General features: G+C 43.2%; 8 protein-coding genes, 1 rRNA gene and 1 pseudogene. 7 read left to right on the top strand and 3 right to left on the bottom strand.

Annotated elements, in window-relative coordinates; genetic code table 11:
- The first annotated feature begins 525 nt into the window (after positions 1-525).
- Positions 526-2901 (top strand): S8 family serine peptidase, encoded by a 2376-nt coding sequence (locus tag OE749_RS10155; protein ID WP_263712347.1) that lies wholly within the window; start codon positions 526-528, stop codon positions 2899-2901.
- Between the two features lie 289 nt (positions 2902-3190).
- On the opposite strand, the gene OE749_RS10150 is transcribed toward OE749_RS10155, so the two are convergent.
- Complete coding sequence (locus OE749_RS10150; RefSeq protein WP_263712678.1) at positions 3191-5698, bottom strand: S8 family serine peptidase; 2508 nt, start codon at positions 5696-5698, stop codon at positions 3191-3193.
- 584 nt (positions 5699-6282) lie between these two features.
- On the opposite strand from OE749_RS10150, the gene OE749_RS10145 reads away from it, so the two are divergent.
- The 5 genes from OE749_RS10145 to OE749_RS10125 are packed head-to-tail and all read left to right on the top strand — an operon-like array spanning position 6283 to position 9768.
- Positions 6283-6618 (top strand): hypothetical protein, encoded by a 336-nt coding sequence (locus OE749_RS10145; RefSeq protein ID WP_263712346.1) that lies wholly within the window; start codon positions 6283-6285, stop codon positions 6616-6618.
- Between the two features lie 28 nt (positions 6619-6646).
- Positions 6647-8098, top strand: a complete 1452-nt coding sequence (locus OE749_RS10140; protein WP_263712345.1) for an autotransporter outer membrane beta-barrel domain-containing protein — start codon at positions 6647-6649, stop codon at positions 8096-8098.
- Between the two features lie 51 nt (positions 8099-8149).
- Complete coding sequence (locus OE749_RS10135) at positions 8150-8545, top strand: curli production assembly/transport protein CsgE (protein ID WP_263712344.1); 396 nt, start codon at positions 8150-8152, stop codon at positions 8543-8545.
- Between the two features lie 3 nt (positions 8546-8548).
- Positions 8549-8995 carry a curli assembly protein CsgF gene (locus OE749_RS10130; protein ID WP_263712343.1) on the top strand — a complete coding sequence of 149 codons (447 nt, stop codon included), beginning with the start codon at positions 8549-8551 and terminating at the stop codon, positions 8993-8995.
- Entirely contained in the window at positions 8995-9768 is a 774-nt protein-coding gene (locus tag OE749_RS10125) for a CsgG/HfaB family protein (RefSeq protein ID WP_263712342.1), read from the top strand. Before OE749_RS10130 ends, OE749_RS10125 begins: the two co-directional genes overlap by 1 nt.
- Positions 9769-11220: 1452 nt before the next feature.
- On the opposite strand, the gene OE749_RS10120 is transcribed toward OE749_RS10125, so the two are convergent.
- The gene (locus OE749_RS10120) at positions 11221-11916 is read right to left on the bottom strand and encodes a helix-turn-helix transcriptional regulator (RefSeq protein WP_263712341.1); all 696 of its coding nucleotides are present in this window, start codon (positions 11914-11916) and stop codon (positions 11221-11223) included.
- A 457-nt stretch (positions 11917-12373) separates the two neighbouring features.
- Between OE749_RS10120 and OE749_RS10115 the strand changes: the two are divergent.
- Positions 12374-12917: pseudogene (locus OE749_RS10115) on the top strand (IS630 family transposase); the annotation flags it as partial.
- A gap of 291 nt (positions 12918-13208) precedes the next feature.
- Here the strand turns inward: OE749_RS10115 and rrf are convergent.
- Positions 13209-13324 (bottom strand): 5S ribosomal RNA (gene rrf, locus OE749_RS10110).
- Between the last annotated feature and the right edge of the window lie 3 nt (positions 13325-13327).

The following is a 13327-nucleotide window of genomic DNA, read 5'->3' as shown; positions in this document are numbered from 1 at the left end:
CCTTCTTTTCCTGACTTGTCACCGCCACACTTTCCCTCTCCCATATCCATCATGTAGCCGCTATCGAGAGATTGCGCTTGGAAAGGGTTTCCTGCTGCTACAGCGGTAGAGGTCGCCATTGCGCCAATCACGACTGCACCCAATGCCGTTGCGATTGATGTTTTCTTTACTTGGTTCATATCATTTATCCTATCATTTTTTAAAGCGGATTATTCACTGTCAGAAAGTAAGACCCGCCCTTCTAATTATTTATTTCAAAATTCATTAAGTAAATATTCTCGGCTTATAAAACCTTCTATTCATCGAATCAATCAAAATCAATCACCATTGATTATAAGTAAGACTCAATAGGCATAGCAGCTTATATTAACATTTTATTTACATATAACATTTTGCCCTGTAGGGTAATTTTTCAGTCCGAATATTATTCAAATGGAAACGGATAAAGGAAGCAGTAGGACATGGGAAGGACAACTCGCTGCCCAACGTGGCGTTTAAATTATAACTACAACGAAGTCTAATAACATGCGATACAACAAGTGTACCCAAGCGTTGAAAAAACGCGTTTCTCTGGCTGCAATGGCAGCCCTTTCATTATCATCCGTCAGCACTGCATACGCACAGGGGCTTAAAGAAGTCGAGCCTGAGATTAAAGGGCTGACTTCAGCAGATATCAGCTTTAATCAATGGCGCGATTCTCAGCGTTCAACCTATGCATCAGACGCAACCGACCAGTTTATTGTCGAGTTTGCCAGTGATATAGACGGAGATAAAGCGGCTAAAAAGCTCGCAAAGAAGCTTAAAAAAGCGCTAAAGCACAAAAAAACGTTGAGTAAAGGACAATTGAAGCATGTCTTCAAACTTGCCTCGAAGCTCGGCATTGAAGAAACAAAATCCTTTCTTGATGTTGTAAGAAGTATGTCAGAAGTGAAAAGCGTTGAGCTTGATCCTGTGAGATACTTAATGTCTCAAACATCCCCTTGGGGTATTTCCAGAGTGCAGGCAGATCAGCTGTCTGACGCCTCAGCTAATAACTTAACGGTCTGCATAATTGATTCAGGTTACGAGAGAAGTAACCCAGATCTGAATGCCAATAACCACTCTGGTACTAACGATCCTGGTACAGGAAACTGGTATCAGGCTGGCGGCTCTCATGGCACACACGTAGCAGGCACCATTGCTGCGGTGAATAACAGTGAAGGTGTGGTGGGCGTTTTACCTGAGGCCAAAGTCAACCTTCATATTGTAAAAGTATTTAATGAATCAGGTTGGGGTTATAGCTCAGATCTCGCATCGGCGGTGAATACTTGTGTTAGCAATGGCGCGAATATTGTAAACATGAGTTTAGGAGGGCCATCGGCAAACAATGCAGAAAGAAATGCATTGGAAGCGGCCACTGCACAAGGTGTGCTGTTAATTGCCGCATCGGGTAATGATGGTAACTCAAGCCTTTCCTACCCCGCATCGTACGATACTGTTATGGCAGTTGGCGCACTAGATGAAAACAACCAACACGCTGAGTTTTCACAATATACGCCGCAAGTTGAGATCTCAGCACCGGGTGAAGCTATTTTATCTACCGTTGCTGGCGATGGCCGTTTAGGCTCACTCATAGTCGGTTCCACCAGCTTCGACGGTGAAGCGATTGTTCCTCAGAGCCGCTATGTTCAAGTATCTGGGAACTATCAAATTAATAACATTAATGGTTCTGTCAGTGGTGAGTTAGCAAGCTGCTCACGCACGGGTAGCAGTTACTCTTGTGGCACAATGACTAACAAAATCTGTTTGGTTGAGCGTCACTCAAACCAAAGTGGCAGTAGCTATCCAGAAATTGATCCTGCAAAGGCCTGCGCTGACGCTGGTGCATCCGGTATTGTTGTGTACAGTAATACCGCCAGACCAGGCACCCAGAATCCGTTTCTAGTTGATGGAGCCAATGAAGTCAATGTGCCCATTGTGTCAGTTAATCGTAGTGTCGGACAAGCAATGGCTAGCCGGGTTGGGCAAACGGCGTCGCTCACGGTCGTGGATAATCAGGATTATGCTTATTATAACGGCACCTCTATGGCAACTCCGCACGTAGCGGCTGTCGCAGCCCTGGCTTGGAGTAACAACCTCCAATGCTCTAATGTTGAAGTTCGCGAGGCCCTCAAGCAAACCGCCTTAGATGTTGATACAGCAGGCAGAGACGACAGAACTGGCTATGGCCTAGTTCAAGCAAAAGCAGCGTCAGATTATTTGTCAGGTGCATGCAGCGATCCCGTGGATGTTTACACATTAGAAAATGGTATTGCATTTACACCTATATCAGGAAGCCAAAACACCACAACGCGCTTTATGATGCAAGTGCCCGCCGGTGCAACTAATCTCAGTTTCACAATGAGTGGAGGTACAGGCGACGCTGACATGTACGTGCGTTTTGGAAGCGAGCCGACTTCAGCGACATATGATTGCCGACCATTTGAAAATGGCAACAATGAAAGCTGTGACATAACCAATATTCAGGCCGGTACGTATTTTGTGCATGTTGTTGGTTACTCATCATTCACGGGTGTGCAATTGCTAGGTAGTTACACAGAACCAGGTACGCCAGGCCAAGGGTACAATGAAACTATTCAGGATATATCTGCAACAACTGGGAACTGGAAATACTACGCAGTTGAAGTGCCAAATGGCATGGCTTCACTTAATGTTGATATCACCAACGGATCAGGCGATGCAGACCTTCATGTAAGATACGGTGCTCAGCCTACTACAACACTATACGATTGTCGCCCATTCAAAAACGGCAATACCGAATCGTGTTCTTTTACTAATCCCACAGTCGGTACATGGCACATTGGGGTTCGTGCTTATTCGACTTACTCCAATGTTGATTTAAGCGTGTCTTACCAACCTTAACTTCCCAACATAGCGCGCCATTGGCGCGCTTTTTACACGCATATATTATTCTCTTCTAACCTTCCCACTTCTCTTTCACACTGGATTCTCAATCATCTACCTTCGTCGATACTAACACGAGTCGCATCACTGCCAAGGTGAAATAGCTTACATCACGAAGGTTCACACATCGCGCACTAACGTTGTTCTTTGAGAGAGTAACAACATTTCTATCAATGTAATTGCAGCACAAATACGAAAAAGCCCGCCTTAGATAGGCGGGCCAATAAGCATTAAATGAATGTTTAACTTAGAAAGTTACATTCACTTCATCTGAACATGCAGTGGTTTCATCACACACCATGTACGAGAATGATGTGCCATCAACACGGCGTTCACGATCTCTGAAATACCCTTTATTTTCAAAGACACCCAGCTCTACACCATTACGGTACACGGTGACCGTATCAGTGAAAGAGCCCGTCCATGACAAATCGACACGTAATTTGCCGAATCGAGACAAATGCGCACGCTCGACGTTAAGTTGAATAGATACATCTGTCACGCTGACCGTTTGTGTAATGCTATCTGATTGACCTTCAGCATCCGTTGTTGTTAGCGTCACTTCATAGCTGCCCGTTGCAGGGAAAATATGAGATGGACTAGCTTCAGTCGATGTGGTGCCATCACCAAAGTCCCAACTATGACTAACTATGTCATTATTTACGTCGGTGCTTTCATTGTTGAAGCTAACAGATAGCGCCTCTGCTTCGTAACTAAATGCTGCTACGGGTGCTGCCGGAGCTACTTCACCAATACCGGTAATAGTTAACTCCCAATTGTTTAATGTGCCGTCGTCTCCATTAAAAGTGTCTAACACATTAAGCGTCCAATCACCTGTCGCTACCTCACCATTGAACGCATCGGAAGCGAAGCTCTCAACAATATCATCCGCACCGCCGCCTGAATTCGCAGTCAGCACTGCTGACGTTCCTGCAGGCGAGGTTAATGTTAAGACAAGATCACCACGATAAGTATGTGTAATATTCACAAACGTGCTCGTACCGAACACAGTCAGCGCATCAGGAATATTAATCACAGAGTCAATACCGACATCATCAGGATCCTGTTCATTTGGTAATGTTGGAATAGATTCATCATTGCTGTAGGTAAAATCAGTCAATCCTTGTGGGAAAACATACAGGCCAAGTGCCTTCTCTTTTACGATGTCTCCACTTTCCCCTTTCACCGTAAACGCGTAATCACCATAAGGTGTATTTTCATCAGTGACTACTGTTAGCGTGAACGTATCACCGGGCTCCACTGTGGATGCTGATAACTGACCCAAACCAGACTCACTGTCTAATGATAGCGAAACTTCTCCAGTCCAATCAGAGATACTACCCACCTCAAATGTATACACCGCTGTTTCGCCAGCAACAATTTCGGTTTTTACAGGTGTTACAGAGAACTTAAAGCTCGGCGTAGGATCGGCATCAATAAGGGCTTGGTTCACATTTAAACGTTTACCAGATACCGTGCGTCCCTGCATTACCGCGTTATCATCACCAGATGCCATCAACAACGCTTTCATTTCTAGCGCAGTTAAATCTGGATTAACCGACCAAGTCAGAGCCGCAGCGCCAGTTACATGAGGTGTAGCCATCGAAGTGCCTGAAAAAGAAGCGTATCCATTGTTTGGCGTTGTCGACAAAATAGCTGAACCTGGAGCCGCCATGTCCACCGAGGTTAAACCGTAAGAATAACCTGAATCACCATCTGTTCTAGTGGTACTCGCAACGGCAAGAATATTGTCATTATCATAACTAGCTGGATAGCTGGGGCTCAAATCATTATCCGAACCTGCGTTCCCCGCAGCCGCCACGAAAAGAATATCAGCATCACCAGATGCAGTAATGGCGTCTTTTAACGCTTGGCTGAAACCGCCGCCACCCCAACTATTATTGGTCGCTCTTACGTTTACACCTGCGTTTTTTAGCGCAACAAAATAGTTAACACACTCAATCGCACCCGCTGTTGAGCCCGTGCCATCTGCGCCTAAGAATTTACAACCTGCAATTGTCACGTCGTGGTTTACACCGACAACGCCTATGCCATTATTGCCTTTTGCTCCGATGGTGCCTGCTACGTGGGTACCATGAGAATCATCATCCATCGGATCTGAATCGCCATTTGCAGTATCAATACCATATACATCATCAACATAGCCATTTGCATCGTTGTCGATTCCGTCACCTGGTATTTCACCTGGGTTCATCCACGCATTATCAGCAAGATCTTCGTGTTGATAATCTACCCCAGTATCGATAACACCAATAACAATACTGCTGTCGCCTGTGCTGATATCCCACGCCTCAAGCGCATCTATATCAGCATCGGCAGTACCACCGTCCTGTCCCGTATTGTGGAGTCCCCATAGGCTTCCAAAACTAGGGTCGTCTGGCAGTGCTGCTTTTTTGACGATGTAGTTTGGTTCAGCGTAAAGTACAGCGGGGTGCTGCTTAAGAATTTCAATCGCTTCTTTCACAGATTTGTTAGACAGTTGTAATTTAGCGATGCGACCATCCATGATATGCTTGAAACTATCGTCGACTTCATCTCGGTTTTTATCGGAGATGGTAGCATATACGGAACTTCTCGCCGCCGCTTTATCAGCAGGAGACATACCTTCTTTGTAAACAACGAGAATCGAATCGTTTTTGTACTCTGGTGCAGTACTCGCCTGTGTCAAACCTGAAACACTGGCTGAAAGTGCAGCAATCGTCGCAATAGAGATTGCTGAAAGTTTTGTTTTCATCATTGTAGAATCCTTTGTATATATAGACATAAATCGACGGAGGTCGATTAAGTTTAGGATTCTCCATTAAATTCAATTTAGTCACACACAACGACTTTAATAAAACTCACATTCCAACATATTGCCAGTAAAAAAATACGATTCATGCCAAATTACGACTTTAGGGGTAATTTTTATAACCTTAACAAGATATCCAATACTTTAGTATTAATTCATTGTCGTTACTCATCCTTCTGGGTTTCATCTCCTCTCTAATATAATCTAGCACTTAAGTACCACAAATCCATAAGGCATGCAGACATGAAACATATAAAGCTTTGTTTTTATTCATTTTTATAAATACCAAATAAAGGCGATGGATGTTTTAACCCTTGTTTGCGTAGAGTCGATGTGTGAGAAACAAGTCGTAGATTTGCAATAAAGGAGAAGTATTAATGCTAAGGAAAGGTTTTCTATCAACACCATACTTGAGAAGAAAAAGTAATTCCTTTTCCTTTGCACTGATTATTTGTTCATTTTGCAACCTAGCTATTTCTAGTCAGGTGATTGCAGATACGGCTTCGTTAGATCTAGTGGAATCTCCATTGACAATTAGTCTTTCTCAGCAGGTTAATATTGATGCTAACGCGATCATTATTAATCAGTATGGGATATACAACACAACACATATCAATCAGGCCGCAAACTCATCAAACTTAGCTAGCATCACTCAGTTCGGAGAGAGTAATTCTGTCGATATTTTACAACTTGGTATCGGTAACTCTGTCGTTCTTGTGCAGTCGGGTAATGAAAGTACAGCTGAAGTATTTCAGCATGGTGACAATAATGTGGCAACTATTAACCAATCGAACGGACAGCATTTTGCTGTTCAACAAATCGGTAATGAAATGGTTGTAAACATCACCCAATACAGGAAGTGAGCGATTTACACCCAATATGGAGAGTATTATGAAGCTACGTAAAACAATGATTGCTAGTTCCATTGTGATATCACTGATGGCTGCACAAAGTGCAATGGCAGCAGGTCAACTCAAGGGTCACAACCCTGAAGTCAGCAGTGACTTTATGGCCAACGCTGAAGGCAATGTATCAGCTATTTCTCAAACGTCAGTAACAGGCATGGGTAACGAGGCGACCGTATCTCAACAAGGTGAGTTCAATGGTGTAAATTCAGAAGCGCGAGGTGATGGTAACCAAGTTGAAGCTATCCAAAGCGGCGCGTCAAATATCTTGGCGTCTGAGTTAATCGGTGATGACAACTCGATAAACCTTTATCAGGAAAGCAACGAAAGTCGCGCAGAAGTCATGATTGAAGGAAGTGCAAACACGATTAATATTTCTCAATTGGGTGATGGCGGGCCTATTGGCTTTATTTTTAACCGCACTATCAATGACGTAAAGGGCGACAATAATACAATAACGATTGATCAAGGTGATGGGGGAAATTGGGCCAACAATACTATTGAAGGCAATAGCAATACCATCGAGGTCGCGCAAACTGAAGACTGGCACGAATCTTATGTACGCTCTCTAGTTGGCGATGGAAATACGATTAAAGTGGATCAAGGCGGCTACTACAACATTACCAATATTACAGAGGTAATGGGTGACGATAATACCATGACTTTCACGTCCAACGGTGAAAGAAACCGCATTACTGCCGCGGTGAGTGGAAGTGATAATACTATTATGTTTTCACAATCGGGCAACTCCAATACAGCGGAATTTGGCGTGTTTGAAGGAAATAATACCAATGCTGTGCTCACACAAGACGGTGAGAACAACCTAGGGACTATCGATAACGTCGGTGATAATAACGACTATACACTCATTCAAATGGGTAATAACAACGAAGGGTACACAGGCTCACTTGGAACCCAAAATGCTTTTTCCGTTTCACAAATGGGTGATGACAACCTAGCAAGCACGGTTAATTTTGATGGCACAGAAAACGTGGTCTCGATATCTCAAATCGGCAATGAAAATACGCTACTCGCAGAAGCGGGTGTTGGCGAAAACGGTCCAAGTGGCTATTCTGCTGATTATAATACCCTTAGCATGGTGCAAGATGGAAATCAGAATGACGCCGTACTTCGTGTGGCAGGCAACATAGAAAGCCATAGTAACGTTATCGACATCTCTCAAGACGGAGATTTGAACCATCTAGATATGCTGATAGATGGTTCCTCTAACCTCATTGAAATATCACAAGAAGGTAACGGAAACTGGATTTCAGGCGACGACACATATGCGTTGAACGTTTCGGGCGACAATTTGAGTTTGAGCATCACGCAAGCCGGTAATGACAACCTCGTAACAGGTGACTTTATAGGTAACAATGACAGCGTTGTGATCTCGCAAATTGGCGACGGCAACATCGCGACTGTTCACCAACAATAGTAATAGTATTGAGTGAGAGGCCCCCTCTCACTTCGCACCATGGAGGTTAAAATGTTGGCTCATGTTTCAAGCATACTGATAGCGTGGTTCCTTTTAACCTCCATTCAAAATACTTCAGCTGAAGAAATTTTATTAAGCGGACTATTAATTAACAATTCTATTAGTCGTCAAGGCCATGAATTCGCAATTCAATTTGGCCAATACTGGCGAGATATTCCCAACACATCAGGAAACAACGTCAGAGTACAGGAAATTGTGGTTCCGCAAGCTGGTACGAAACTTACCGTTTTCATGAATAATAAAGCGATCTACCAAACCTATTTAGGTAGGCGTCAAACGCCACTAAAAGACAAAGTAGAGTCTGCGGTACTTAAAACAGTCGAGGCGATTGCAACAGCGTCAAACGCACAATCTAGCCCAGATTTAGCAGTAGATGAATGGAAGTAACTAATGAAAGCAAAATACCTATCAATATCTATTACCCTTACCTTGCTCACTAGCCTCCCCTCTGCCAGTACAGAGCTTGTCTATGAACCTATAAACCCTAGCTTTGGTGGCAGCCCATTAAATGGCAATTTTCTTTTGGGAAAAGCAAACGCACAAAGCAAACATTCAGCACCAACTCGAGAGCGCACCTACGCTGAGCGATTACAAGAATCAATTGAAAGAGCGTATATCAATAAAATTGTCAGGGAGCTAACCGACCTTGCTTTCGGCGAGGTGCAATATGATGAAAATGGTGATCCCGTAGAAAGTATCTTTGATCAAAACTCTATGTTTGTCAGTGGTGATTATCAAGTCCATTTAGTCACGAGCAATCCAGACAGCATTGTCGTTGAAATCACTAATCTGTTATCAGAAGAAATTACCGTCGTTGAAATTCCAAGGTTTGGTTAATGAAGTACTTTGTATTCCTTTTATCCATTTTATTTATAAGTGGATGTAGCACCCTGTCTAATGTCGTGCCTCCAGATAGAGAAAGTGCCATTGTTATTGATGAGGGTAATGTTTCTGAGGTATTAACTTCATTACCTAAAGCGGCTGGAGCCATTCCCGTGTCAGTTTATGCTTTTAGAGATCAAACTGGTCAATATAAGCCCAGTACGGGCGCCAGCTCATTCTCTACTGCGGTAACACAAGGCGCCACATCTATTTTAGTTCAGGCACTGAGTGAAACAGACTGGTTTTTACCCGTAGAACGTGAAGGATTACAAAATATTCTCACCGAACGTAAAATTGTACGAGCAGCCAATCAGTCAAAAGATAATGGGGACAACGAACTCCCACCGTTAACAACAGCCAAAATTATTTTAGAGGGCGGCATAATTAGCTATGACTCAAACATTAAAACCGGTGGTTTCGGTGCTGAGTATTTCGGTATTGGAGCATCAGAAATGTATAGAGAGGACCAGATATCAGTTTATATGCGTGCGATTGATGTCCGCTCTGGACAAGTACTATTATCAGTGTCGACCAGTAAAAAAGTACTGAGTAAAGAAATTCGTGCTGGATTTTTTAGATACGTCAGTTTTAAACGCCTTGCAGAAATGGAGACGGGTTACACGACAAACGAACCCATGTTCACCTGCGTTAAACAAACCATTGAAAAAGCACTTGCAGAGTTAGTGGTTAAAGGAATTGACAAAGGAATATGGAAGGCAAAGGTTTAATTACCAAGGGTCACTGACGGTACAAATGCTATACGATTTTGACGTAATCACACTATCAATATTGCCTAGCTTCAGCAAGTATTGGCAACTGTAGCGCAGTCGTGTTCATTTGTTCTCCTTAGCCCTAAATTGCGAGCACCGCTAGCTTGAATATCGACGTTTCTTTCAGACTAAAGCAGCCGCCATACGCTGCCCCATGTGGGATTTAACTAGGGGGAGTTCAATGACGACTTCTTCAGTGATTTACTCAGTACGATTTATGTGGTGAAGTTCTAGCATTTCCTGACGTTTTAACAATTCGATTCCTCGTTGTTTTATCCGTATACGATGGCGGTGAATTGAAACTCATGAGCCACCCGCTTAGACGGTGAGCTTCTTTTACATTTACAAACCTGTCAGTCAATACCGAGGCCCCAAGTCTCTCCTGATTCTCATGGTCTTCCGAATATAGCTTTTCAGACTCCCTGATTTTGTTTACCTGTTGTTTTCATTGTACAAAGTACCTATCGAACCGCTTATTTTTGCCCGTACGAATTTCAATTCTCTGGTTTGCGATTGAGAGCATAAGCAGTGAGTTGGTGACGTTGTGTTTCCCCCTAAAGTTAGACATATGGTGTAGTGTGATACAAATGTATATTCGGTTCATGATATCCTAGATTTTTCGCGAGAATTGCGGAATAAAGACCTGTTGGAGTTAGCGATTAGCGCCCGTCATATCAGTAATATTGGTGAGTCATAACGCCAGTATCAACCTAAGGGCAGATTCAATACGACCTTTACCTTGAAAAAAGCTGATGAAGGTGATGTTAATCCCCTACTCTTCACAGGCCGTCACAACTAGGAGAAATGACAGCGCTTAGGGCACTGAACCAGCAATATGTACAGCCGTCCATTTGCAAAATTAACCTCTGCTCTTTCGCTTGATCCGTTTTATATAGTGGATATCATGTACCCACTTTCGTACTGCTATGCACTTAGCAACAATGTGTTCGAGAGCATCAAGCATCTTGTCAGGGAGCATAAGGTACTGAGCATAGTGTTTCTCGCGGATTAGCGACTGGACTTGCTGCTTAAGCGTTTCTGGAGTTTTATAAACTGGCTCGCTGCCTATATTCCCGCGAACAATGGTAGTCCTTGACTTAGGTAACGCCACAAATAGCATTGAACGGTGGGTCTGGATTTGTCGAGGAGTTTAGCGGCGTTGTCTATCGTAATTTAACGTTCCACCACTTAAATAATGACATCAATTGTTAATTGCGCTTTGGCAATTATTTGATGCAACAAAATCGCTTGGTGTTCACATCTGAAAGCACTTAATTCAAATCTCATCTGATAGCGGTATCTGAAAAAATGAGTAACCGTCAAATAAAGTTTGAACTAATACACTCCATAAGGCGCACCAATTTTATCTCTTACCACCATTAACTTCATATTAATCGAACAACGAGCCCGCTACTGATACTCTACCCTAGACTCTTGGTCATTTGAATAGATGGACCATGTCATTAGCTCAACTCGGTTTCGACAGTTCGTTTTCCTGAAAATACTATATATATGTGTTTTGACAGTATTAACACTTATATGCAATGTATCCGCAATTTCTTGATTTTGTGCACCTTTACCAACCAGACTCACGATGGTTCTTTCTCGCTTAGTTAAACCAGCTTCAGACACGTCATCTTCTAGACCGAGCATAGGAACCTTTCGCGTATTTTCATTATATAATAATCTACCAATCAAGCTTTCTAATGCAGCTCGCCTAAACCAGCGCTGCCCATTTCGGCAACAATTAATCCCTTTGAGAATCACGTCTAACTTATCGTCCCGATAAAAGAATCCCGTCGCTCCACATTTCAAAATATCCACTTCAAGTTCTAGGTCATTTGGTGCATTGAAAAATATAATTTTTACAGCGCCCTTGTAATGAAAAATTTGATGTTCCCGCAACTGCTCATGAGACATTAACTCACAATCCACGAAAACCATATCTACTTCTCGTAAGACCTGTGCACAGGGAATTTCCCTACTATATTTGGGCTCACACCCAGAAGCTTCCAATAAATCAATAAACGTTTTAAGTCGACTATGTCCATTTCTCTTAGAAATTACACCAAACTCAGTTAATAAATATGCCTTACTTCCCTGCATTTGCGCTCTCCAATAAATAAATGTAATTACTGTTTTTTGGACTACTGATCTAATAAAGAACCAACGTAACAGAGCGGAAAATTTGATTTTTAGGCCAATTTACTTACCAAACTAAAAAATATTTACGCTGTGGTCAACATATTTTTAACAATCATATTTTGAGCTCTTGATGCTGTAAGAAGCATAATGATATCTACTCCTCAATCATTGGCGCATTGTAGACTGGCGTTGTCCCTTTCCTCCTTATTGGTAGATCCAAGCTTCGCCACAATTTCTCATCGTTATTACATTCAAAAATGAGCTAAGTAAGGCGGATAGACGAACAGCGACAATACTCAACACAAAACCTTAACTAAACAAGATGGATAGCTCTTTTCAAAGCTACCCCAATAGACAAGTAACACGCACGAGCGAGTATATAAGCTCAATCGGTTTATTGCTCAAGTCTAATACCATTCCGATACACGTGCGCCCTGAGCAAATAGATATATCGTTTCAAGATGAAGCCCGCTTTGGCCAGCAGAAGACCACTACCCGCTTGTTGGCACTCAAAGGCACACGACCAAGAGCTGTTCACCAACAACAGTTTAAATACGCCCATCTATTCGGAGCGGTTTGCCCTGCTACAGGTGAAACAGAAGCGTTGCCCACCCCTTACATAAGCAAAGACATCTTACGTCGTCACCTGAAGCAAATATCACAAAGGACAAAGACAGGCCATCACGTCGTCGCAGCGATGGATGGCGCGGGTTGGCATACCGACGACATTGCTGAAGGGATACCGAATACAACGATTATGCCCCCCTATTCACCTGAGTTGAATCCAATTGAGCAAGTATGGAGTTGGCTTTGACAACACCACTTAACGAACAGATGTTTTGAAGGATATGACGATATAGTGAATGAATGCATGCAGCAATGCGTGGAACGCCTTTATCAGCAACACAAGTCGTATCATCAAAATGTGCTCTAGGGACTGGGCTGTAATGGACAAACTTTAATGCGGATTAGTATTACTCACGCAGCGGTATTATCATGGAGTGGGAGAACGTAAAAAGCCCTTCTCATTCGAGAAGGGCTTCTTGTAATGGGAGCCTGGCAGTGTGCTTCTCACTTGGGGGTGAAGAACAGAAATGAGCAAGCAAACAGTTTTGCTTGTGCTGTTCGAAACGACACAGCCTCTGGCTGTGGCTGGGATCCCCTCAGGTTTCGGTTGACCGCGAAGTAGCATCTTTAGATGCTGCTAAAAACAAAAAACCCAGCCGAAGCTGGGTTTCTTGTTTTTATTAAGAGCCTGGCAGTGTGCTACTCTCACATGGGGAATCCCCACACTACCATCGCCGCTAGTACGTTTCACTTCTGAGTTCGGAATGGATTCAGGTGGTACCGTACCGCTATTGCCGCCAGGCAT

This window comes from Fluctibacter corallii, assembly GCF_025751585.1.
Taxonomy (GTDB): Bacteria; Pseudomonadota; Gammaproteobacteria; order Enterobacterales; family Alteromonadaceae; genus Fluctibacter_A; species Fluctibacter_A corallii.
The sequence above is the reverse complement of the archived record's forward strand: the minus strand, read 5'-3'. Positions and strand labels throughout refer to the sequence as shown.

Excerpts from the sequence above, each read along its gene's own strand:
- OE749_RS10130 (WP_263712343.1), top strand. The coding sequence starts at position 8,549 with ATGAAAGCAAAATACCTATCAATATCTATTACCCTTACCTTGCTCACT.
- OE749_RS10150 (WP_263712678.1), bottom strand. The coding sequence starts at position 5,698 with ATGAAAACAAAACTTTCAGCAATCTCTATTGCGACGATTGCTGCACTT.
- OE749_RS10140 (WP_263712345.1), top strand. The coding sequence starts at position 6,647 with ATGAAGCTACGTAAAACAATGATTGCTAGTTCCATTGTGATATCACTG.
- OE749_RS10120 (WP_263712341.1), bottom strand. The coding sequence starts at position 11,916 with ATGCAGGGAAGTAAGGCATATTTATTAACTGAGTTTGGTGTAATTTCT.
- OE749_RS10155 (WP_263712347.1), top strand. The coding sequence starts at position 526 with ATGCGATACAACAAGTGTACCCAAGCGTTGAAAAAACGCGTTTCTCTG.
- OE749_RS10125 (WP_263712342.1), top strand. The coding sequence starts at position 8,995 with ATGAAGTACTTTGTATTCCTTTTATCCATTTTATTTATAAGTGGATGT.
- OE749_RS10135 (WP_263712344.1), top strand. The coding sequence starts at position 8,150 with ATGTTGGCTCATGTTTCAAGCATACTGATAGCGTGGTTCCTTTTAACC.